At 66.0% G+C, this 22,257-nt stretch carries 25 protein-coding genes; 10 read left to right on the top strand and 15 right to left on the bottom strand.

Features of this window, described 5'->3' with window-relative positions; all coding sequences use genetic code 11:
- The first annotated feature begins 95 nt into the window (after positions 1-95).
- Complete coding sequence (locus ACE3TH_RS10595) at positions 96-2,183, top strand: S46 family peptidase (protein WP_374599718.1); 2,088 nt, start codon at positions 96-98, stop codon at positions 2,181-2,183.
- A gap of 37 nt (positions 2,184-2,220) precedes the next feature.
- On the opposite strand, the gene glyS is transcribed toward ACE3TH_RS10595, so the two are convergent.
- Both glyS and ACE3TH_RS10585 read right to left on the bottom strand, forming a co-directional pair.
- Positions 2,221-4,428, bottom strand: coding sequence for a glycine--tRNA ligase subunit beta (gene glyS, locus ACE3TH_RS10590; protein ID WP_374599717.1), 2,208 nt, complete (start codon positions 4,426-4,428; stop codon positions 2,221-2,223).
- On the bottom strand, positions 4,428-5,315 hold the full coding sequence (locus ACE3TH_RS10585; RefSeq protein ID WP_374599716.1) for a glycine--tRNA ligase subunit alpha: 888 nt from the start codon (positions 5,313-5,315) through the stop codon (positions 4,428-4,430). The genes glyS and ACE3TH_RS10585 overlap by 1 nt, the downstream gene beginning before the upstream one ends.
- Positions 5,316-5,427: 112 nt before the next feature.
- On the opposite strand from ACE3TH_RS10585, the gene ACE3TH_RS10580 reads away from it, so the two are divergent.
- Positions 5,428-6,165, top strand: coding sequence for a polysaccharide deacetylase family protein (locus tag ACE3TH_RS10580; protein WP_374599715.1), 738 nt, complete (start codon positions 5,428-5,430; stop codon positions 6,163-6,165).
- Here the strand turns inward: ACE3TH_RS10580 and ACE3TH_RS10575 are convergent.
- Positions 6,162-6,923 carry a competence/damage-inducible protein A gene (locus tag ACE3TH_RS10575; RefSeq protein ID WP_374599714.1) on the bottom strand — a complete coding sequence of 254 codons (762 nt, stop codon included), beginning with the start codon at positions 6,921-6,923 and terminating at the stop codon, positions 6,162-6,164. The two genes, ACE3TH_RS10580 and ACE3TH_RS10575, sit on opposite strands and share 4 nt — an antisense overlap.
- Before the next feature lie 103 nt (positions 6,924-7,026).
- Here ACE3TH_RS10575 and map point away from each other — a divergent pair, with 103 nt between their 5' ends.
- From map to ACE3TH_RS10535, 8 genes are all read left to right on the top strand, one after another.
- On the top strand, positions 7,027-7,851 hold the full coding sequence (gene map / locus ACE3TH_RS10570; protein WP_374599713.1) for a type I methionyl aminopeptidase: 825 nt from the start codon (positions 7,027-7,029) through the stop codon (positions 7,849-7,851).
- A 29-nt stretch (positions 7,852-7,880) separates the two neighbouring features.
- Positions 7,881-8,609: a DNA repair protein RadC gene (gene radC, locus ACE3TH_RS10565; protein ID WP_374599712.1), complete on the top strand. Its 729-nt coding sequence runs from the start codon at positions 7,881-7,883 to the stop codon at positions 8,607-8,609.
- 314 nt (positions 8,610-8,923) lie between these two features.
- Entirely contained in the window at positions 8,924-9,913 is a 990-nt protein-coding gene (locus ACE3TH_RS10560) for a N(4)-(beta-N-acetylglucosaminyl)-L-asparaginase (protein ID WP_374599711.1), read from the top strand.
- Positions 9,910-10,437, top strand: coding sequence for a GNAT family N-acetyltransferase (locus ACE3TH_RS10555; RefSeq protein WP_374599710.1), 528 nt, complete (start codon positions 9,910-9,912; stop codon positions 10,435-10,437). Before ACE3TH_RS10560 ends, ACE3TH_RS10555 begins: the two co-directional genes overlap by 4 nt.
- Before the next feature lie 59 nt (positions 10,438-10,496).
- The gene (locus tag ACE3TH_RS10550; RefSeq protein WP_374599709.1) at positions 10,497-10,736 is read left to right on the top strand and encodes a BolA family protein; all 240 of its coding nucleotides are present in this window, start codon (positions 10,497-10,499) and stop codon (positions 10,734-10,736) included.
- 3 nt (positions 10,737-10,739) lie between these two features.
- Positions 10,740-11,678, top strand: coding sequence for an oxidoreductase (locus tag ACE3TH_RS10545; protein WP_374599708.1), 939 nt, complete (start codon positions 10,740-10,742; stop codon positions 11,676-11,678).
- 91 nt (positions 11,679-11,769) lie between these two features.
- Positions 11,770-12,135: a Grx4 family monothiol glutaredoxin gene (gene grxD / locus ACE3TH_RS10540; protein WP_296167370.1), complete on the top strand. Its 366-nt coding sequence runs from the start codon at positions 11,770-11,772 to the stop codon at positions 12,133-12,135.
- Positions 12,135-12,563, top strand: coding sequence for an acyl-CoA thioesterase (locus ACE3TH_RS10535; RefSeq protein WP_374599707.1), 429 nt, complete (start codon positions 12,135-12,137; stop codon positions 12,561-12,563). Before grxD ends, ACE3TH_RS10535 begins: the two co-directional genes overlap by 1 nt.
- Here ACE3TH_RS10535 and ACE3TH_RS10530 read toward each other — a convergent pair whose 3' ends face one another.
- The 12 genes from ACE3TH_RS10530 to ACE3TH_RS10475 form a co-directional block, all read right to left on the bottom strand.
- On the bottom strand, positions 12,564-12,944 hold the full coding sequence (locus ACE3TH_RS10530; protein WP_374599706.1) for a hypothetical protein: 381 nt from the start codon (positions 12,942-12,944) through the stop codon (positions 12,564-12,566).
- Positions 12,941-13,072: a hypothetical protein gene (locus tag ACE3TH_RS10525; protein WP_374599705.1), complete on the bottom strand. Its 132-nt coding sequence runs from the start codon at positions 13,070-13,072 to the stop codon at positions 12,941-12,943. Before ACE3TH_RS10525 ends, ACE3TH_RS10530 begins: the two co-directional genes overlap by 4 nt.
- A 119-nt stretch (positions 13,073-13,191) precedes the next feature.
- Entirely contained in the window at positions 13,192-13,611 is a 420-nt protein-coding gene (locus tag ACE3TH_RS10520; protein WP_374599704.1) for a hypothetical protein, read from the bottom strand.
- Between the two features lie 114 nt (positions 13,612-13,725).
- Positions 13,726-14,343: a 30S ribosomal protein S4 gene (rpsD, locus tag ACE3TH_RS10515; RefSeq protein WP_292170826.1), complete on the bottom strand. Its 618-nt coding sequence runs from the start codon at positions 14,341-14,343 to the stop codon at positions 13,726-13,728.
- A gap of 150 nt (positions 14,344-14,493) precedes the next feature.
- Positions 14,494-16,857 carry an EAL domain-containing protein gene (locus ACE3TH_RS10510; RefSeq protein WP_374599703.1) on the bottom strand — a complete coding sequence of 788 codons (2,364 nt, stop codon included), beginning with the start codon at positions 16,855-16,857 and terminating at the stop codon, positions 14,494-14,496.
- A 99-nt stretch (positions 16,858-16,956) separates the two neighbouring features.
- Entirely contained in the window at positions 16,957-17,895 is a 939-nt protein-coding gene (locus tag ACE3TH_RS10505; protein ID WP_374599702.1) for an MBL fold metallo-hydrolase, read from the bottom strand.
- Between the two features lie 58 nt (positions 17,896-17,953).
- Positions 17,954-18,568, bottom strand: coding sequence for a superoxide dismutase (locus tag ACE3TH_RS10500; protein ID WP_374599701.1), 615 nt, complete (start codon positions 18,566-18,568; stop codon positions 17,954-17,956).
- A gap of 154 nt (positions 18,569-18,722) precedes the next feature.
- The gene (locus tag ACE3TH_RS10495; protein ID WP_374599700.1) at positions 18,723-19,007 is read right to left on the bottom strand and encodes a hypothetical protein; all 285 of its coding nucleotides are present in this window, start codon (positions 19,005-19,007) and stop codon (positions 18,723-18,725) included.
- Between the two features lie 68 nt (positions 19,008-19,075).
- Positions 19,076-20,173 (bottom strand): alpha/beta hydrolase, encoded by a 1,098-nt coding sequence (locus tag ACE3TH_RS10490; protein ID WP_374599699.1) that lies wholly within the window; start codon positions 20,171-20,173, stop codon positions 19,076-19,078.
- Positions 20,174-20,231: 58 nt separating this feature from the next.
- Positions 20,232-21,080 (bottom strand): S-formylglutathione hydrolase, encoded by an 849-nt coding sequence (gene fghA / locus ACE3TH_RS10485; protein WP_374599698.1) that lies wholly within the window; start codon positions 21,078-21,080, stop codon positions 20,232-20,234.
- A gap of 8 nt (positions 21,081-21,088) precedes the next feature.
- Positions 21,089-21,469: a VOC family protein gene (locus ACE3TH_RS10480; protein WP_374599697.1), complete on the bottom strand. Its 381-nt coding sequence runs from the start codon at positions 21,467-21,469 to the stop codon at positions 21,089-21,091.
- Positions 21,470-21,482: 13 nt separating this feature from the next.
- Complete coding sequence (locus ACE3TH_RS10475; RefSeq protein ID WP_374599696.1) at positions 21,483-22,253, bottom strand: hypothetical protein; 771 nt, start codon at positions 22,251-22,253, stop codon at positions 21,483-21,485.
- Positions 22,254-22,257 lie beyond the last annotated feature (4 nt).

Below are 22,257 nucleotides of genomic sequence, written 5' to 3'. Positions count from 1 at the left end.
CACCCAATGGTGCGACCCCTCATCCGGGCCACCCGTCGTCGTCTCGCAATGCGAGCCTCCTTCACCCGCAAGGGGAGAAGGGCAAGGAGTCACTCATGCGTCTCACCCCCACCCTCGCCGCCGCCCTGCTGACCCTCGCTGCCGGCTCCATGGCCCCCGATCAGGCTTTGGCCGAGGAAGGCATGTGGACCTTCGACAACTTCCCCATCGCGCGGGCCAATGCGACGCTGGGGACGAACATTGATCAGGCCTGGCTGGACCGGGTGCGGTTGAGCTCGGTCAAGTTCGGCGGCTGTTCGGCGGGCCTGGTCTCGGCCGAAGGGCTGGTGATGACCAACAACCACTGTGTCGCCACCTGCGTGGCCAATCTGTCGACCCAGGCCGTCAACTATGCCGAGACCGGCTTTGCCCCGCGCAGCCGCGAGGACGAGCTGAAATGCCCCGGCGGCACGGCCGAAATCCTGACGGAGATCACCGACGTCACCGAGCGGATGCAGGCGGCCGGTGCCGGTCTGGAAGGCCAGGCCTTCACCCGCGCGCGCGATGCCGAAGCCGGACGGATCGAGCAGGAGGCGTGCGGCGATGCGACCGACAAACGCTGTCAGGTCGTCAGCCTGTATCGCGGGGGTCAGTTCAAGCTCTATACCTACAAGAAATTCTCCGACGTGCGCCTGGCCTGGGCCCCCGAGGATCGGGCCGCGACGTTCGGCGGCGACCTGGACAACTTCAGCTTTCCGCGCTTCGCCATCGATGCGGCCTTCATCCGCCTGTATGAAAACGGCGCGCCGGTCGCGACGCCCACCCACTTCAAATGGAATGCCGACAAGCCCGTGGAGGGCACGCCCGTCTTCGTATCCGGCAGCCCCGGCGCGACCCAGCGCCTGCTGACCCAGGACCAGCTGTTCACGATCCGCGATGTCGTCCTGCCGATGGATCAGCTGCTGGCCAGCGAGCTGCGCGGGCGGCTGATCCGCTTCAGCCAGGAGAGCGAGGAAAACGCCTTCATCGCCATGGACCCGATCGTGGGGCTGGAGAACACCTACAAGCGCGGCCTGGGCCGGATGCGAGCGCTGACCGACCCCGGCTTCATGCGCATGAAAGCCGAGGCGGAAGCCGATTTCCAGACGCGCATTCGCGGAGCGACGGCAACGCCTGCCGATCCGTGGACGACGCTGTCGTCGGTCCAGCCGATCGCGCGTGAACTCTATCCCGCCATGGCCCTGCTGGAAGGCGGCACGGGTCTGGGTACCACCCCGGTGGCGGGCGGCTCGCAGCTGTTCAACTGGGCGCGGACACTGGTGCGCGGCGCGCAGGAGCGGGAGAAGCCGTCGGCCGAGCGCCTGCCCGAGTTCGCCGACAGCCGTCTGGCTGCGGTGCAATCCGGTCTCTTCGCCGAACGCCCGGTCTATCCCGGTCTGGAGCAGGTGCGGATGGAATGGTGGCTGTCCAAGACCCGCGAATGGCTGACCGTCGACGACCCGCGCATGCCCATCCTTCTGGGTCAGGAATCGCCAGAGGCGCGGTCGGCGCGTCTGGTCTCTGGCACGACGCTGGCCGATCCGGCCGTGCGCCGGGCGCTGTGGGAGGGGGGTCTGGCCGCCATCCAGGCGTCGGACGATCCGATGATCCAGTATCTGCTGACCTTGCAGGAGCCGACCCGGGCCATTCGGGCCGACTGGGAGGCCCGCGTCGATGCGCCGACCGCCCGCGCATCCGAGCAGCTGGCCGCCCTGCGCTTCCAGGCCTATGGCGACAGCGTATATCCCGATGCGACCGGGACGCTGCGCCTGACCTATGGCCAGATCGAGGGCACAGACGTGCCCGGACAGCGGTTCAGGGCGTTCACGACCTTCAGCGGCCTGTGGGACCGGGCGACCGGCTCGGCTCCGTTCGATGTCGCACCCAAACTGCTGGCCGCGCGTGAGCGGATCGACGGGGATACGGTGCTGAACATGGCGGTCTCGTCCGACACCATCGGCGGCTCGTCGGGCTCACCGGTCGTCAATGAGGCGGGCGAGATCGTGGGGGCGAACTTCGACTCCACCGTCCTGACCCAGCGCAACGCCTACGGCTACGACCGCAACGTCAACCGCTCGGTCATCGTGACCACCGGTACGGTGACGACGGCACTGCGGGATGTCTACGGAATGCAGCGGCTGGTCGAGGAGTTGGGCGTCCGGTGAGGACGCCCTTGCCGCGGCATCGAACTGGAGGAAGGGTTTAGCCGCCCACCTGTCCGAAGTCGGCGACCCGGCCCATGACGTCGCGCACCTGGCCCAGCAGCTTCAGGCGGTTGTCCCGCTCCTCGGCCACGTCGGAGTTGACCAGCACCTTGTCGAAGAAGGCGTCGACCGGGCCGCGAAGGCCGGCCAGGGCGGTCATGGCGGCGGCGAAGTCCTCGGTTTCCAGCGCCGCGTCTACCGCCGTGCCGGCGGCCCCGACGGCAAAGGCGAGGGCGACTTCTTCCTCGGGCTGGCCGGGCAGGCCGGTCTGGACCATGCCGGTGGGCACATCGCCCTTCTTGGCCTCGGCCCGCAGGATGTTCGACGCCCGCTTGTAGCCCGCCAGCAGATTGGCCCCGTCGTCAGTGCTCAGGAACCCGTCCAGCGCCTCGACCCGCCGCACGATACGGACCAGGTCGTCGTCGCCCAGCGCGAAGACGGCATCCACAAGATCGTGGCGCTTGCCCTGGTCGCGGAGGAGGACCTTCAGGCGGTCGGCGAAGAAGACCTTTAGCCCGGCTTCGTCGGGATAATTTTCGAGCGGCAACAGTGGATCTTCGGTGTCGTTCCTTAGCCACTGTACGTTCGCTTCAAGACGCTTCAACTCGGCTCGAAGCTTCTCAAGCACATTGGGCGGCATATCCACGATGTCGTCCATCGAAGCCCGCCGCGGCGCTGCGAGCTTCACTCGCATTGCAGAGACCTGAGCTCGAAGCTCTTGCCGCCACAAGACTGCATTCAGCGACAAAGAGAGGTTGTTCTCCAGCACCAACCGGATCACCCCCAGCGCCGCCCGCCTCAGGGCGAACGGGTCCTTCGACCCCGTGGGCTTTTCGTCGATGGCGAAGAAGCCGACCAGGGTGTCCAGCTTGTCGGCCAGGGCTACCGCCACGGTCAGCGGCGCGGTCGGGACGGTGTCGGCGGGGCCCTGGGGCTTGTAGTGGTCGCGGATGGCGTCGGCGACAGCGTCGGGATGGCCGAAGGCGCGGGCATAGTACCCGCCCATCACGCCCTGCAGTTCCGGGAACTCGCCGACCATGCCGCTGGCTAAATCGGCCTTCGCCAGACGGGCGGCGGCCTCGGCCTGATCGGGGTCGGCCCCGACCAGGGGCGCGATCTCGCGGGCCAGAGCAGCGATGCGCTCGACCCGGTCGTGCAGCGTGCCCAGCTTGGCGTGGAAGGTGACGCCTTTCAGCTTGTCGTTCCAGACGTCGAACCCGACCTTCAGGTCCTCGTCCCAGAAGAAGCGGGCGTCGTTCAGGCGCGCGCTCAGAACCCGGCTGTTGCCGGCGGCCAGGGCCTGGCCGCCATCGGACGCCTCGACATTGGCGACGACCAGGAAGTTGGGGGCGAGCTTGTGCGTGGCCGGATCGCGCACGGCGAAATACTTCTGGTGCACCTTCATCGACAGGCGCACCACCTCGGGCGGCAGGTCCAGGAACTGCGGGTCCATGTCGCCCAGGATCGGCGTCGGCCATTCGGCCAGCCCCGCCACCTCGTCCAGCAAGCCGTCGTCATCGACCAGCGCCAGCCCCCGCGCGGCGCAGGCAGCCTTGGCGCCATCGAGAATGCGCAGCTTGCGGTCGGCCACATCCAGCAGCACGAATTCGCGCTCCAGCTTCGCCCGGTAGTCGGCGAAGTCCCTGACCGTGAACGGCTGGCCGGAGCCGAGGAAGCGGTGGCCCTCGGTCGTGTAGCCGCTGTGGATGCCGTCGATCTCGAACGGCACCACCGCCCCGTCGAACAGGGCCACGATGCGCTTCAGCGGCCGCACCCAGCGCAGGGGGCCGGACCCCCAGCGCATCGACTTGGGCCAGGGAAAGCCGCGCACAATCTGGTCGACCATGTCGGGGATGATGGCCGTCGTCGCCTGCCCCGTGGACGACAGGACGCCGAACCAGACGCCGTCACGCTCGGTCAGTTGATCCTTGGTCAGGCCGGTCTTGCGCAGGAAGCCGTCCAGCGCCTGATCGGGCGCGGAGGTGCGCGGGCCCTTGACCTCTTCGGACCGGTCCGGCGTCGCTGATGGCAGCCCCTCGACTACCAGCGTCAGCCGCCGCGGGCCCGCATAGGTGGTCAGGGCCTCGTAAGCGAGACCCGCCGCCTTCAGCCGCTCGGCCGCCATCCGCTCCAGATCACGCGCCGCCCCCGCCTGCATGCGCGCGGGGATTTCTTCGGAGAACAGTTCGATGAGAAGCTGGGGCATCAGGCGGTTTTCCGCTCTTGTTCGACATAGGCGACGGCACAGGCCTTACACAGGTCCCTGATCCGTCCGATGTAGCTCTGGCGTTCGGCAACCGCGATGGCGCCGCGCGCGTCCATCAGGTTGAACAGGTGCGACGCCTTCAGCACCTGATCATAGGCGGGCAGGACCAGGGCCTGATCCTGCGGGCCTTTCATTGCGAGAAGGCGCGAGACCTCGGCCACCATGTCTTCGAACCGGCGCTTCAGGCCGTCAACGTCATAGCCGTGAAAGTTCGCTTCCGACTGCTGGCGCTCGTTCTCCAGGAAGACCTCGCCATAGGTCAGGCCCTCCTTGGTGAACTTCAGATCATAGACGTTGTCCACGCCCTGAACGTACATGGCCAGGCGCTCCAGCCCGTAGGTCAGTTCGCCCGAAACGACGTCCACCTCAATGCCGCCGACGCCCTGGAAATAGGTGAACTGCGTCACCTCCATGCCGTCGCACCAGACCTCCCAGCCCAGCCCCCAGGCACCCACGGTGGGGTTCTCCCAGTCGTCCTCCACGAAGCGGATGTCGTGCAGTTTCGGATCGATGCCGATGGCCGCCAGGGAGCCGAGGTACAGTTCCTGAAGGTTTTCCGGATTGGGCTTCAGGATCACCTGATATTGGTAATAGTGTTGTAATCTATTGGGATTTTCGCCGTAGCGGCCGTCGCCAGGGCGGCGGCTGGGCTGGACATAGGCGGCCTTCCACGGGCGCGGACCGAGCGCGCGAAGCACCGTCGCCGGGTGCAGGGTGCCGGCCCCAACCTCGATGTCGTAGGGCTGCAGGATCGCGCAGCCCTGATCGCCCCAGTATTTGTGGAGGGTCAGGATCAGGTCCTGGAAGGCGAGAGGTTCGGTGGTCACGGGTGGCTGTTCGCAGTCGCAAAATGAGAGGCGCGGACCCTAGACGGCGGGCCTTTGCGCGGCAAGCCGAGGCCATACGCTTCCTTAAGCGGGGACGGCTAGAACCGCATCCATGAAGGCCATCGACCAGATGCGGCGCAGGGCCGCCCGCTATCTCGATATCGACGCCGTGACCATCGCACCGGCGCGGGGCCTCTTTTCTCTGAGTTTCGACGACATTCCCGAAACCGCCTGGACCGAGGCCGGGCCGATCTTGGCCGAGCATGGGGTTTTGGCCACCTACTATGTCTGCGGCGGGCTGGAGAGCGGCTGGAACATGGAGCGGCCGCAGTTTCGCACCGAGCATCTGCAGGCCCTGCATGCGGCGGGGCATGAGGTCGGCTGTCACACCTTCGGCCACACCAGCATGCTGCGCATGGATGCCGAGGCGATGCGGCTGAGCCTTGAGGCCAATGCCGCCTGGGTGGCCGCGCGGCTGGACGGTCATCGCATGACCACCTTCGCCTATCCGTTCGGGGATGCAACGCTTCAAGCCAAGCGGATCGTCCGCGACCGCTTCGCCCTGGGGCGCGGGGTGCGCGACGGGGTCAATGCGGGGCGCGCGGACCGGGGCCTGATCAAGTCCATCGGCCTGGAGAGCCGCCGCCTGCCCCACTACGACCTGGAGGCGATGATGGCCGAGGCGGCGGCGTCGAACGGCTGGCTGACCGCCTATGGCCACGACGTCTCGGATCGACCCACTGACTATGGCTGCACGCCGGACGATCTGGATCGCGTCCTGCACGCGGCCAAGGGCGCGGGGCTGGAAATCCTGCCGATCGGTCAGGCCTGGGCGAAACTGGCGGCCTAGGCCGTGATCACCCGGGCCTCGATGCCCGCCGCGGCCAGATCGGCCATCAGGCTGTCGACCGCGGCATCGACCGCCGCCGCATCGCGCCCGCGGATGACCAGATTGGTCCCGATCTCTCCGACCGAACCGTGGCCGAACGGATAGCTGCCGTAGCTGAGGGCGCGATTGGCTTTTGCCGCCGCGCCCAGCATCTCCGCGATCGTCCCCTCGCCCACGCCCGACACCTGCACCGTCCGCGCATGCACGATCGCCCCGGTGCGCAGTCGCGGAGCCACATCCTCCAGCATGGCCGTCATGATCCTGGGCGCCCCCGCCATGACGAAGACATTGCCGATCTGGAAGCCGGGCGCATCCGTGACCGGATTGGCGATCAGGCTGCCGCCCTCCGGCACCCGCGCCATCCGCCGCCGCGCCGCATTGAACTCGCCCGGGCCATAGCGCTTCTCCAGGATCGCCACCGCGTCGGGATGCTCCGGCAAGGCCACGCCAAAGGCATTGGCCACGGCATCGGCGGTTATGTCGTCATGCGTCGGCCCGATGCCTCCGGTGGTGAAGACATAGTCGTAAGTGGTCCTGAGCGCATTCAGGCTGTCGACGATCTGCGCCGTCCGATCCCCGACCGTCCGCGCTTCCAGGAGGTCAATGCCCAGCGCGCCCAGAAACCGGGCGATGGTGTTCAGATTGGTGTCCTGCGTCCGACCGGACAGGACCTCGTCCCCGATGATCAGGACGGCAGCGGTAGGGGATGGAGTGCTCATGGGATGCAGATAGGCGCATCCGGCCCGCACGTCATCGTCTCGCCTTGAGCATCTGTGCTATGCTCCCCACCTGATCGCCGATCCCGCCTGAAAGCCTGCACGCATGTACGAGACCCCCGAACTGGACGAGGACACCTTCGTCCGCACCCACGAGATCCGCGTCCATCAGGACGAGGAGGCTTGGGAGGGCATGCGCGCGGCCGGCAAGCTGGTCGCCGAGGCGCTGGACATGATCACCGAGTTCGCCGTGCCAGGCGTGACGACGCAGGAGATCGACGACCGCATCCGCACCTTCACCCTGGACCACGGGGCCCTGCCCGCCTGCCTGGGCTACAAGGGCTATGAGAAGACGGTCTGCACCTCGATCAACCACGTGGTCTGTCACGGCATTCCGGGCGACCGGGTGCTGAAGGACGGCGACATCGTCAACATCGACCACACCGTCATCGTCGACGGCTGGCATGGCGACAGCAGCCGCATGTATCCGATCGGCGAGATCAACGCCCGGGCGCGCAAGCTGATCGACGTGACCTATGATTCGCTCGACGCCGGCCTGGCCATGATCAAGCCGGGCAACACCTTCGGCGACATCGGCTATGCCATCCAGCAGGTGGTCGAGGCCAACCGCATGTCGGTCGTGCGCGACTTCTGCGGCCACGGGATCGGCCGACTGTTCCACGACAGCCCCAACGTCCTGCACTACGGCCGACGCGGCGAAGGTGCGGTGCTGAAGAAGGGCATGTTCTTCACCGTCGAGCCGATGGTGAATCTAGGCAAGCCGCATGTGAAGGTGCTGTCCGACGGCTGGACGGCCGTGACCCGTGACAAGTCCCTGTCGTCCCAGTGCGAGCACACCTGTGGCGTCACCGACGACGGCGTCGAACTTTTCAGCGCCAGCCCGGCGGGACTGTTCAGACCGAAATTCTAGGCTAACGTCGCCCCGTCACCGGGGGACGCATGCTGGATCAACCGCCCGAAAAGCCCAAGCCGCCTCATCATGCGGGCCATCGCGAACGCCTGCGCGAACGGGCGCGGGGGGCGGGCATCCATCACCTGCCTGACTACGAGTTGCTGGAGCTGTTCCTGTTCCGCAGCCAGCCGCAGGGGGACGTCAAGCCGATCGCCAAGGCCCTGCTGGCGCGGTTCGGCTCGCTGGCGGCGGTGCTGGCCGCATCGGTCGAGGACCTGATGACGGTCAAGGCCGAGGACACCAGGGGGCGCACCAAGGGGATCGGGGCCGAGACGGCGCTGGACCTCGCCGCCCTGCACGAGGTTTCGCGTCGCGTGGCCAAGGAGGAGCCCGCCAAGCGCACGGTCATCTCGTCCTGGTCTGCGTTGCTGGCCTATGTGCGCCTGTCGCTGCAGCATGAGCCGCGCGAGCAGTTCCGGGTGCTGTATCTGGACAACCGCAACCAGCTGATCTTGGACGAAATCCAGAACCGGGGCACGGTCGACCACGCCCCCGTCTACCCGCGCGAGGTCGTGCGCCGCGCGCTGGAGCTGTCGGCCAAGGCCATGATCATCGTGCACAACCACCCGTCGGGCGATCCCACCCCGTCCCGCCCCGACATCGACATGACCCGCCAGGTCATAGAGGCGGCGCGGTCGCTGAACATCGAGGTCCACGACCACCTGATCGTCGGCCGCCAGGGTGTGGCTAGCTTCAAGCAGTTGGGGTTGATGTGACAGGTGCCCGCCGCCTCAGTCACGTCGTGCTCGGCCTTAGCCTGCTCAGCGGCGCGGCGAGCTTGACCCTCGCCATTACGGGATCATCCGTTTTGGTTGCAGAGCGCCCCGTCACGCAGGGCTTCAACCGGATCGAGTATATCGTCGGACGCGATGACCTGCCGCGCAATGGATGGCGGCTGGAGGGCACCTATTTTTTCCGGCCATGCGCTGGTGAAAGCGCATCAGGAAATCAAGCCGTGCCGCTCCACTCCTTCGCAATGCCCTGTGTCAACTTGCGCCTTCTTGGCGAGACAACCGATGCAGAGCCGCTGATGCCTACCCGCCGCGCGATCCTCGCCGCCTCCCCCGTCACTGTCTTGTCGACAACAGTCTCCGCCGAGCCTGATACCGCCCCCGCCGTTATGATCTCCACCTGGGACTTCGGTGCAGCGGCCAATGCGGCGGGTGTGGCGCGGCGTCAGGCGGGCGACTCGGCGCTGGACATGGTCGAGGCGGGCGGTCGCGTGGCCGAAGCGGACGAGAGCAATTCCTCCGTCGGCCTGGGTGGTCTGCCGGACCGCGACGGTCGGGTGACGCTGGATGCCTGCATGATGGGCTGGAACGGCGACATCGGGGCGGTCTGCGCACTGGAGGATGTGGTCCATGCCGTCTCGGTCGCCCGTGCCGTCATGGAAAAGACGCCGCACACCATGCTGGTGGGCGAAGGGGCGCGGACGTTCGCCGTCGACCAAGGCTTTCCGACGCAGAACCTTTTGACTCCACGGGCCGAGGCCGCCTGGCGTGACTGGCTGAAGACCGCCGAATATGCGCCGCGTATCAACAGCGAGAACACCGACTGGCGGTCGATGCCGGGCGGTCCGGGCAACCATGACACCATCGGCCTGATCGCCATCGGGGCGGACGGGCATATGGGCGGGGCCTGCACCACCTCGGGCATGGCCTTCAAGATGCGCGGCCGGGTCGGTGACAGTCCCCTGATCGGTGCGGGCCTCTATATTGACGACGAGGTCGGCGGGGCCACCGCCACCGGTGTCGGCGAGGACGTGGTGCGGGTCGCAGGCAGCCATGCCGTCGTCGAAGCCATGCGCCACGGCATGGACCCCACCTCCGCCTGTCGCAGCGTGATCGAACGTCTGGCCCGGCTGCGCGGCACAAAGGTCGCAGCATCGCAGGTCGCCCTGCTGGCCCTGGACAAGCAGGGCCGCGCCGGGGCCTTCGCCCTGCGACCCGGCTTCACCTATGCCGTCACGGCCGCCGACGGCACGACCCGGATCGAGAGGGCCGGTGCCCTGTTCGCATGACTGTGCTGACCACCGACAGGCTGACCCTGACGCCCGTCAACGTGGATGATTATGACGACCTGAGTGCTCTCTGGGGCGACGCAGCCTTCGCCACGGCCATCCTGCCGGAGGCCATGAATACTGAGGAGGTCTGGTTTCGGCTGCTGCGCGATATCGGTCAGTGGCAGGTCCGGGGCTATGGCAGCTGGACGATCCGCCGGACGACCGATGGAGTCTACGTCGGCAATGTCAGCGTGCTGGACCACCGCCGTCTGATGACTCCTGCGTTCGATGCGCCGGAACTGGGCTGGGGCGTGGCACCGCAGTTTCAGGGTCAGGGGCTGGCATACGAGGCCGTCAAGGCGGCGTTGGACTGGTGCGACCGGTCACTGAAGGTGCCGCGAACCGTTTGCATGATCGACCCCGCAAACGGGCCATCGCACGCCCTGGCGCGGCGCATGGGCTACCAGCCGTATGCAGAAACCTTCTACAAGGGTGGTCCGGTGGTGTTGCTGGAGCGCCCCGCCCGCAGTGCATCGCTGTAGCCAGCCATTAAGGTTTACGCGGCATAGTCATCGACGATCTATCGGAGACCAGCGCGCCCATGCCCATGCCTGTCGAAGAGCTTCGCGGCCATCTGCTCGAGGCCTTTCCCGACGCCGAGATCGCGATCGACGATCTGGCGGGCGACGGCGACCACTATCGCGCGCGCATCGTCTCGAAGGCGTTTGCCGGCCTGCCCAGGGTGCGCCAGCATCAGCTGGTCTATGCCGCGCTGAAGGGCAAGATGGGCGGCGAACTGCATGCTCTGGCGCTCGAAACCTCGACGCCTGCGGAGGTCTGAGCCATGCGTTATCGCCCCTTCGGCCAGCACGGACAGGCCGTCTCAGCCGTCACCCTGGGCCTCAGCTCGCGCGACATCGCGCGGGGACCGGAGGCGGCGCGCGCCATCATCTATGCCGCGCTGGAAGCGGGCATCAACAGCTATCGCCTGCGCGACGCCAACCCCGTCCTGGCCGAAATCCTGGGCGACGCCGTCAAGGAGGTTGATCGCCGCCTGCTGCAGATTTCGCTGACCCTGGGGGCCGGGGACGGTCGTAAGGGCTCGGACCGCGACTTCTCGGCCGAGGGGATGACGGCCTGCATGGACCGGGCGCTGCATGCCTCGTCCCTGGGCTGGTTCGACCAGGCCCTGCTGGACCAGCCGATGCACGACGAACTGCCGCAGTCGTCGCTGAATGCGCTGAAGGCCCTGCGCGCCACCGACCGCGTGCGTCTGTTGGGCATCGCCGGCGACGGCGAGGTCATGGACGCCTATGTCTCGACCGGGGCCTTCGACGTTCTGGTCACGCCCTATCACGTCAACTCGCCCTGGCAGGTGCGGTCGCGTCTGCGCGATGCCCGTGAGAAGGACATGGCTGTCTTCGCTATCGGCTACTTCCCCGAGAGCCTGGATACGGCCAAGAAGGCGGAAATGATCCATGAGGAACCGAAGAAGAAAGGCCTGTTCGGTTTCGGCGGCAGTACTGGCCGACGGGCCAAGTCCGATCCGCTACGCGGCGCAGGCACCTTCGCCTTCCTGCACCGCACGCCCAACTGGACAGCCGAGGAGATCTGCCTGGCCTATGTGCTGACCGACCCGTCGATCTCCAGCGCCATGATCCATGCCGAGGATGTCGAGCGGCTGAACATGCTGGCCGCCATTCCGGATCGCGACCTACCGCCCGGCCTGGCCGCCCAGATCGAGATGGCGCGTGTGGCCGGGGCCAAGTCCGTCGCGGCCTGACGCCCGTTCAACACCGCGTCATATCGGGGCCCCGCCCTTGACCGGAACCGCCACGGTCCCTAGCTGACGGCCTTCACGAAAGGCCCCTTCAGTGACCGATCAAGCCGTGGCGTCCGCCGACCCTATCCATGCCTTCATCGCCGATGCGATCCAGACCCATCCGGTCGTCCTGTTCATGAAGGGCACGCCGGACGCGCCACGTTGTGGTTTCTCTTCGCTGGCGGTGCAGATCCTTGACCACATCGGTGCGCCCTTTGTCGGGGTGGATGTGCTGCAGGACGACGGCCTGCGCGACGGCATCAAGACCTTCAGCGACTGGCCGACCATTCCCCAGCTGTATGTGAAGGGCGAATTCGTCGGCGGCTCCGACATCGTGCGCGAGATGTTCAACGCCGGTGAGCTTCAGGCCCTGATGGCCGAAAAGGGCGTGGCCCTCGGCGAAGACGCCGACGCCTGATGGCCCGCCCGGTCCTGGAGCCGCGTGAGGACCGCGAGATCTTCGTCGTTCCCCTGACGATCCGGCCCGAACACATCGACGAGAACGGCCACGTCAACAACGTCGTCTATGTCGGCTGGCTGCAGGACGCGGGCACGGCCCACTGGACCGCCCGCTTCGACGAGGCGACGCGCGCGAAATGGTCCTGGGTCGGCATCCGGCACGAGATCGACTATCTGCGTCCGCTGATGCCCGACGAGACCGGTGTGGTCGCCCGCACCTGGGTCGGCGATCCGCAAGGGCCGCGCTTCAACCGCTATGTCCGGATCGAGAACGCCCAAGGCCAGGTCTGTGCCCAAGGCGTCTCCGAATGGGTGCTGGTCGATGCCAAAACGATGAAGCCGCACCGGATCCCGGCCGACATGCTGCCGACCTTTCAGGCCCGCTGATTACAGCGTCTGCGGATTGAGCAGGCGCAGCCTTGCATCCGACGACAGGCCCAGCGTTCCAAAGCCCCACGCCAGCTCGACCCCGTCCGGGACCAACGCCTTGCAGAGGTCCGGCGACCGGCGGTTCAAGACCACATCGGTGTAGCCGTCCGAGGCCTCCGTCAGCTGGACCTCGAAACTGTCCAGGCTGGTGCAGCCGTTGGAGCCGACGCGGACGATCAGGCGACCGTTCTCGACACGCGGTTGCCCGACCGCTTCCAGCGAAGTCGAATTCGTGTCCGACAGGCGCACGACATCGGTCTTGCCTTCGTCATTGGCATAGATGACGCAGCCCGACAGAAGCGGCGCGATCAGGACCGCAGCCAGCAGAGCCCGTTTCACTGAGCTGCGTCCGAGGACTGGTGCACGACCCGCGTGGTCGGCTTGTCGGTCGCGATGATGATGCAGCCGCCCAGCATGGGCGCGGTGAAGGCCGTCAGGACGGCAGCGATGGCGAGACGACGCAGCATGGGATGTTCCATTCCGGATGAGGCGAGAGAGCGACCGCGCCCTCTTGCGGTGACGCTTGATCCCAATGTGCCGGCGGTTCGCGCGAATGGCACGTGAACAATCCGAAAGGTGCGGATTATCAGGTCCGGGGCAGCTGATAGGGATTTTCGACCGATACGCGAGAACCGGGGGCCAGGCCCAGTTCCTCGAAGGTCCAGGTGACCTCCAGCCCGTCGGCGACTGGCCGCTGGCAGCGATCTTCCTTGATCCGGCGCACGGTGATCACGGCTTCATCGCGGCCCTGACGCACGACCGGGGTAAGGTCGGCCTTGGCCGTGCAGCCGTTGGAGGTGACGCGGAACAGCGCCTGATCGTGGGCGATGACGGCGGCGTGCACCGGCTCCATCTGACCCGGCATGGCCGTCTGGGCGACCACGTCTTCACGCGCGAAGGGGTTGGTCAGCGCACAGGCCGAGAGGTTGACGGCCAGCAGTGTCGCGCCGGCCAGACTGGCGATCGATTTCATGCCCCGGCCCTCCAGACCGTCTCTGAACTTCATCATAGTGCGCCTGTTCGCTTCGCACGTGAACCCCGGTTCCACGAAATAGAAAAGGCCCCGGATCGCTCCGGGGCCCTTTCCAGAATTGTCTCGCTGGACCAGCGGTCAACCGCCTTACGAGGAGTAGTATTCCACGATCAGGTTCGGCTCCATCTTCACCGGGAACGGCACGTCGGCCAGTTCCGGCACGCGGACGTAGCGAACCGAGAAACCGCGGTCGCCCAGTTCCAGATAGTCCGGCACGTCGCGTTCCGACGATTGCTGGGCTTCCAGGACCAGGGCCATGTTGCGGCTCTTTTCCTTGACCTCGATGACCTGGCCCGGCTTGACGCGGTACGAACCGATGTCGACCTTCTTGCCGTCGACGGTCACGTGGCCGTGGCTGACGAACTGGCGGGCGGCCCAGACGGTCGGGACGAATTTGGCGCGATAGACGATGGCGTCCAGACGCGACTCCAGCAGGCCGATCAGGTTCTCGGAGCTGTTGCCCTTGCGGCGCGAGGCTTCTTCATAGGTGGCGAAGAACTGCTTCTCGGTGATGTTGCCGTAGTAGCCCTTCAGCTTCTGCTTGGCCTTCAGCTGCAGGCCGAAGTCCGAGACTTTCGACTTGCGGCGCTGGCCGTGCTGGCCGGGGCCGTAGGAACGCTTGTTGACCGGGGATTTCGAACGGCCCCACAGGTTTTCACCCATGACCCGATCGAGTTTATACTTGGCGCTGTGGCGCTTGGACATGTGTCACTCTCTTATATGATGCGGCCCGGTCCCTCCCCAGATGGAGAGACGATCTCAACGGCGGTCCACGCATCGTCCGTAGTGTCATCGCATCGAAGGGTTGCCCCGACGACGTGAAGGCGCGGCTTATCGACGTCGCGCCTTCAGGAGTCAAGCCGCACGGGCGGTTTCGTGTCCTGCGGTCAGATCGGCCTGGGCGTCGGTCGTGCTGTGACCGTCGCGGGATGGCCGGCCCAACAGATAGCCCTGGGCTTCGTCACAGCCCTGGATCCGGAGGAAATCGAGCTGGCTTTTCGTCTCGACCCCTTCGGCCAGGACGGGAATTTCCAGGCTCTCGCCCAAGGCCAGGACAGCCCGGATGATGGCCTTGGACTGCTGGCTGCCTTCCAGCTCGGACATGAAGGACCGGTCCAGCTTGATCTTGTCGAAGGGAAAGGCGCGCAGCGTCGACAGGGACGAATAGCCGGTGCCGAAGTCATCCATAGCCACCGACACCCCCAGCAGCTTCAGCTGACGCAGGATGTGGGTCGTCCGCTCCATGTCGGCGATCATGGCCGTCTCGGTGATTTCGAGCTCCAGCCGTTCAGGCTTCAAGCCTGTCTCGATCAGGATCTGATGCACCAGCCGGGGCAGGTCGATGTGCGACAGCTGAACGGGCGACAGATTGACCGCGATCCGGTGCGGTACCTCCCAGCGGGCGGCTTCCGTGCAGGCGGCACGCAGAACCCACTCCCCGATCGGCAGGATCAGGCCGGTCTCTTCGGCCAGGGGGATGAATTGGTCCGGCGGGATGTATGAGCCGTCCGCCTGCTTCCAGCGCAACAGGGCCTCGAACCCGGTCGCCTTGCCGGTCGAGAGCGACGCCTGAACCTGATAGTGAAGTTCGAACTGATTGTTATCCAAGGCCTCACGCAGGCCCTGCGTCAGGCGGCGGCGGTCACGCACGGCCTCGTCCATCGCCTCTTCATAAAAGCAGACGTCGGTCGCCAGTGCGGCCTTGGCCCGATACATGGCGAGATCGGCATTGTTGATCAGCACCGACGCCTCGCGCGCGTCGTCGGGCCACAGGGCAATGCCGATGGCGGCACCGCAGTGGACGTCGGCATGGTCGGCCTGCATCGGCTGCATGATGGCGCTGCGTAGGCGCTCGGCCGCCTCCATGGCGTGCAGGCGACTGGTGACCGGGGTCAGGGCCATGAACTCGTCACCGCCCAGGCGCGCGACGAAGTCCCCTTCGGTCCGGGTCGTCATCATCCGGTCCGCCACATGCACCAGCAACCGATCACCGACGCCGTGGCCATAGATGTCGTTGACCTCCTTGAACCGGTTCAGGTCGATGGCAAAGAGGGCGAACTGCTGGCCACCCGTCTGGGCGACCCGGCGCTCGATTTCCTCAAGGAAGGACACGCGGTTGGGCAGTCCGGTCAGGCTGTCGTTGCGCGCTAGGTGGACGATGCGTTGTTCTTGGGCCAACCGCGCCCTCAGGTCGCGGACGGCAAAGATCCGGTAGTGCCCGGCCCCGTCGTCCCGACGCGCCGCACGCACGGCCACCTCGACCGGGATGGCCTCGCCGTCGCCCGGCGTCAATGTGCCCTGCACCAGCATGCCGTCGGCGGACCGCGCCGCCTCGTCAAGCCAGCGAGTCAGCGGCTGACCGACCAGTGCCTCGACTTCTACTCCACACAGACCGGCGAACGCCGCGTTGCCGATCAGGATCACGCCCTCGCTCTCGACCAGCATGCCGTCCACGCTGCCCTCGATCAGCTGATAAAGACGGCTGTTGGAATCCCGGCTGGTCTGGTCCTCAAGCGCATGGCTGGCGATCGCGACGCCCAGGATCAGGAAACCGACCGCGGCCACGCCCACGGCCAGCAGGGCCGAGGCCGCTTCACCCGTGACCGCGCCTTCCACCGGTGCCAGGGGAAGGATGGTCAAGGCCCCCATGCCCGTGAAATGCAAGGACACGATCGCCAGGACCAGCAATCCGGGGGCGATGTAGGTCTTCAGCCCCGAAACCGTCCTGCGGACCTGTGCAAAGCCCAGCGCGCCGAACACAACCGCCGCACCCACGGACGCCACCACATAGACCGGCGACCAGATCACCAGGGCGTCCGCGGTAAAGGCCGCCATTCCCACATAGTGCATGGCCGCAACCGTCAGGCCAAAGGTGACCCCACCCGCTTCGGGCGATAGGCGGTGCCGCTGCGACCCCATGGCCATGGCTGTTCCGCAGCCGACGATCGCGACCAGAAGCGACAGCCCCGTCAGCAGGGGTGCGTAGGTGATCTCGACGCCGGGCCGATAGGCCATCATGGCCACAAAATGGGTGCACCAGATGGTGGCCCCGCCGGCCACAGCTCCGAGGAACAGCCAAGACCAGCGCATGCGCCTGCGGCTGGCCCTTGCCTTGCGGTATAGCCGGGCCATGATGACGGCCCCCAAAACGCAGATCAGGGCCGCAAGGGCTGTCAGATAGAGGTTGTGGTCCTCCACCAGACACGAAAACACACGCATACGGACTGCCGCCAACAACTGGAACTGCGGCTGTCCCTAATGACCAAGCCTGAGTGCACGGCTAACAATCAGGCTTAACCAATCCTTGCCGTACCCGACCTAAGGCGTGGCAGCACCGGGTTCGGCCACCCAGACAAAGTCGTCGGCGCGACGCTCTATGCGCCCCAGGCCCGGATACGGGAAGTGGACGGCGTACAGACGCAGGTTTTCGCTGGCTGCGCGTTCCAGCAGGGCGCGGCGGCTGGCCTCGGCGACATCGGCCCGACCGTCGAACTGGATGGTCCAGTTGGGGCGCTGCACCGAAATCACCGAATGGTGCATGGTGTCGCCGATATAGAGCAGGCCCTCGCTGCCCGAGGTGATCTGATAGCCGGTGTGGCCCGGCGTATGGCCCTGAATGTCCACCGCCGTGACGCCGGGCAGGACCTCGGCACCTGCCGCAAAGGTCTGCACCTTGGGCGTAATGGCCGTGACCAGGGCCGCCATGGTCGGATCGGCCTTCAGCGCATCCCATTCGTTGGCCGTCATGCGGATGGTGGCATTGGCAAAGACCAGCTGGCCCTGAGCATTGACCAGACCACCAACATGGTCGCCGTGCGCGTGCGAGATCAGGATGTCGGTCACCTGCGCCGGCTGAACGCCCGCGGCGCTCAGCGAGGTCAGCAGTTTGCCCTCCGTGCCCATCTGTCCGCCCGCGCCCGTGTCGAACAGCACGACCCTGTCGCCCATCCTGACCAGCATCGGCTGGATGCTGAGGCCCAGGTTGTCGGTCGGCAGGCCGTTGGCGGTCAGCAGAGCATCGACATCGGCCTTGGGCTCGCCGATGGCCAGCACCTCGCCATTGTTCGGCACCGACAGGCTGCCGTCCTTCAGCGCATAGGCATCCAGCGCCCCGATCGTGAAGGCGAAGGCGTTCGTAAAGGCTGGCGCTGCGGCTGGCGCAGTGGCCGCGGTCTCTGCGGCCTTCTCGGCGGGCGGGGAACAGGCCGCAAGCGTCAGGGCCAAGGCGGAAACGGCGGTCAGGGCAAGGCGCATCATCGGCTCCAGTTCGGAAAAGGAAAACGCCCGCCGGGGGGACCGGCGGGCGTCGTCAGCATCAGGCGGTGGCGGCGGCGAAGAGTTCGTTGGCCTTGTTCCAGTTCACCACGGTCCAGAACGCCTTGAGGTAATCCGGGCGGCGGTTCTGATATTTCAGATAATAGGCGTGTTCCCAAACGTCGGCGCCCAGTACGACCGCGCCCTGTTCGTCCGCGACGTCCATCAGCGGGTTGTCCTGGTTGGGCGTCGAAGTGACCTTCAGCTTGCCGTCCTGGACGATCAGCCAGGCCCAGCCCGAGCCGAATTGGCCGGCACCGGCGGCGTTGAAGTCCTCCTTGAACTTGTCCATCCCGCCCAGATCGCGGTCGATGGCGGCGGCCAGCTCGGCCGACGGCTCGCCGCCATCACCCGCCGGGGCCAGCAGTTCCCAGAACAGGCTGTGGTTCCAGTGACCACCACCGTTGTTGCGCACGGCCTTGGGGGCCTTGGAGATGGTCTTGAAGATGTCTTCCAGGTCCTTGCCCTGCAGACCGGCCTCCTTGTCGACGGCCTCGTTCAGCTTGTCGACATAGGTCTGATGGTGCTTGTCGTGGTGGAAGGTCATCGTCTCCTTGTCGATGGCCGGCTCCAGCGCGTCATAGGCGTAAGGCAGGGGGGGCAGGGTGAAGGCCATCGGGGAAACTCCTGAGCTTTGCGGTTTGAGGTACGGTATCTAGGTGCCCGCTCGCTGAACCCAAGAGTCACGAAGAGATTTCGTTCCTCCCCCATCGGGGGAGGGGGACCACGAAGTGGTGGAGGGGGCCAGCGACAAAGGCCGGCGGACGGGGTTAGCCCCCTCCACCACCCTGCGGGCGGTCCCCCTCCCCCGATGGGGGAGGAACAGGCAGGTTTGCCTTCAGACAGTCCCGGACGGCCCGACGCTGATCTCCGCTGGCGGCGGTGAAGTCCGCTCCGTCCGCCTCGAACACGGCCCGCGTCGCCGCGTCCAGCCCGTTGGCCAAGGCGGCGCGCACCCTGGCCTCGCCCTTGGGATGCAGGCAGAAGCCGACCTCGCGGCACAGGGCGGCGAACAGTTCGTCGTAGTTGGGAGCAGAGTCAGGGGTCTGTTTCATTTGCGCTTGCTAGCACGAAGCCGGGTTGGCGAGCCGCCTGATCAGCAGATTATTCGACCTTCGACGGCTCAGCCCGGACAGGCGGCGGCGGCCTCGCCGGCGATCTGATCGGCGATCGCCTCGTCGATCGGCCCCATGAGCGGCTCAGTGCCCAGGCTGTGTCCGCGCCCGGGATGGGACACGAACCGCACCTGCTGCTCGCCCAGAACGCCCTCGGCGGCAGCGCGCTGGCGCTGCTCGCGCACCTGTGAGTCCCTGTCACCGTAATGCAGGATCAGCGGCGAACGCCAACGCGCGAACCGGGCCGCCAGCGGCTCGTCGTCGGTCATCCATGACTTCCACCATGCACCGCTGAACACCGGTGCCGCCGCACTGGGATAGGGCGCTGCATCATCCAGAGCCATCGCGCTGGCCTTCGCCTGTTCATACAGCGCAGTCTGGTTGGCGCGCAGCTGATCGAGATCGGCCCGCGTCCACGCCCCGTTCGGATGCAGGAACGGCGCAAGGGTTTCGAACACTGCCGATGGCGTGTTCATCCAGTTGGATCGCACCTCTTCATTGGTGATGGTGCCGTCGCCGTCGGCATCCATCATCGTCAGCGAGTCCGCGTCACGGCCCGTGCTTTGCCAGCGGACCGCCGAGACCTTGCTCTCCAGCGGCGCGCCCATGCCGATGACCAGCGCCGGCTCGGGCGCACCCGCCTTGGCCACGCCGGCCACATGAACCGCGCCCTCGGAATGGGCGAAGAAGACGACGCATCTTGCCCCCAGACCGGCACTGGATCTGGCCCAGTCATACAGGACACCGACGTCCGCGCTCAAAGCCTCGGCCGTCACTCCCGGCGCGGCCGCCGCATCGATCGCCTCAGTCGGCGGCACGCCGTGGCGAACGCCACGCCGGTCGAACCGCAGTGCCGTCATGCCGCGGGCGTTGAATCGTGTGGCGGCCAGATCGGCGAACAGCTTGTCGCGCGGCGTTCCCGACCGTCCGAACGTCACATCGCGGTCGAAGGCCCCCGTCCCGGCCACCATGATGACCACGCCCCGCGAACCACCCTCCGGCACATCTGCCTGGCCCGTCAGGACATAGCCGTCGGTAGACGGGACGGCGAAGGGTCGAGCTTGCTGGGCGACAGCGAGCGAAATGGCGGCGGCCAAGGCGATCATGCGGGACTCTCCTTACGCAACCTCGCCTCACGGCAAAAGCGACGTCAAGCCGACCGGCTCAGTCCTTCAGCCGCTGCGCGTGGAAGCTCACGTGATCCGCCATGAAACTGGCCATGAAGAAGTAGGAGTGGTCGTATCCGGGCTGCATCCGCAGGGTCATCGGCTGACCCGCAGCCTCCGCCGCCGCCTGCAACAGTTCCGGCTTCAGCTGGTCGGTCAGGAATTGATCGGCGTCGCCCTGATCGATCAGGATGTCATCGTAATGGCCTCGCGCCGCGCCCGTCTCAATCAGCAGGGCCGCGTCATGCCGCGCCCATTCGGCCCGGTCGTCGCCCAGATAGGCGGTGAAGGCCTTCTCGCCCCAGGGACAGCGCGTCGGCGAGCAGATCGGTGCAAAGGCCGATACCGAACGGAACAGGTGCGGATGCCGCAGCGCCAGCGTCAGCGCCCCGTGGCCGCCCATCGAATGGCCGCTGATCGACCGCGTCTTCGTTGTCGGAAACTGGTCGTCGATCAGGGCGATCAGCTCGGAGGTGACGTAGGTCTCCATTCGGAAATGCGGGGCCCAGGGTTCTTCAGTCGCATCGACATAGAAGCCGGCTCCCTGCCCCAGGTCATAGGCCGCATCGTCTGCCACGCTCTCGCCCTTCAGATCGGGGCCACGCGGCGAGGTGTCGGGGGCCACGACGATGATCCCATGCTCGGCGGCCGCGCGGTAGGCCTCGCCCTTGGTGGTGAAATTGTCCTCGGTGCAGGTCAGGCCCGACAGCCAGATCAGCACCGGAAACGGGCCTTCCCCCGGGGGCACAAAGACCGACAGGGTCATGGGCGTGCCGGTCGTTGCGCTGTCATGCTTCAAATAGCGCAGGGTGCCGCCGTGGACAGTATGGGTCTTGGTAACCTGCATGGGCTGGCTCATCCCGGTCGATGCAGCGCGCAGATCTTGTTGCCGGACGGGTCGCGCAGATAGGCCAGCACCAGGGTGCCGAACGGTCCGTTGCGCTCGCCGGGCGGGTCCTCGATCGATGTGCCGCCCGCTGCGACGCCGGCGTCATGGAATGCCTTCACCGCGTCTGCATCACGCGCGCCGAAGCCGATGGTTCCGCCATTGGCATGACAGGCGGGCTGGCCGTCCAGCGGCCTGGTGATGGCAAAGGCCCCGCGCGGCGTGCGCCACCAGACCCGGCCCCGGTCGTCATCCGTGCCCGGCGGAATGCCCAGCGCACCCAGGGCCGCATCATAGAATTTCCGCGACGCCTCGATGTCGTTCGCGCCGATGGTGATGTGAGTGAACATTGTAGCTGCCGTTCTAGAAAAGCGAATTGAACAACTTGGTACTGTGCGCGAAGAGCTTACGAGCCATCTCGTTGACGTAGTAAATATCTGGCTGAGAAATCACTGCCCGAATACGAAGCGAAAAATTTGGGCTCTCTGGATCCAAAGAAAACGTGACGAGACCGATCCCATAAATGGCTGCAAGTGCGTCCATCCGCTCCAAGTCGGCTTTAGAAACCGTATCAGGCATCACCATATAGGATTTGTGTGAGTATAGCCGGTAGGCGATTGCCTGGCCGAATGCCACTACTGGGGAATAGGGGTCAGTCTTTATTTCTGCCGAGACTATTCTCGGCTCGAACCGGACCAGGTCAGAAGGCTGCGCCTTCAGAACGCCGATCACATCAGGGGTTCCCCACTTACCCTTAAACAAATTCCCGCCGATTGCTTCGGCATGCGTCGCCTCTTCAAGCTCTTCTTTTAGCCATTCTGCAAACGCACCGTAATATTGCTGTTCAATGTGGGGAGACAGCATTGTAGCCGGGCTAGGCATTTCGATTGGCAGCGGTTCAGCCTCAACATCTCCCACGTTGCTGGCCAGCACGTAGGTCCCGCGAGTGACTTTCACGATATCCGACGCCGTCGTGAGGAGGTTGTGCACCCCTCCGTGGATAGAATTGTGAGGCGTATTTGGCTCGCCTGTTTCAACTGCCCGGAGCAGATCAGACCAACGAATCCCGTTCGGGTGCTGCGCCAAAACTTGACGAGCTTTCGCTTTAATCTGCTCTCTATTTAGCTTCGACAATCTC

It is taken from the genome of Brevundimonas sp., from assembly GCF_041919755.1.
Classification (GTDB): Bacteria; Pseudomonadota; Alphaproteobacteria; order Caulobacterales; family Caulobacteraceae; genus Brevundimonas.
This window is presented reverse-complemented; position numbering and strand designations above follow the sequence as displayed.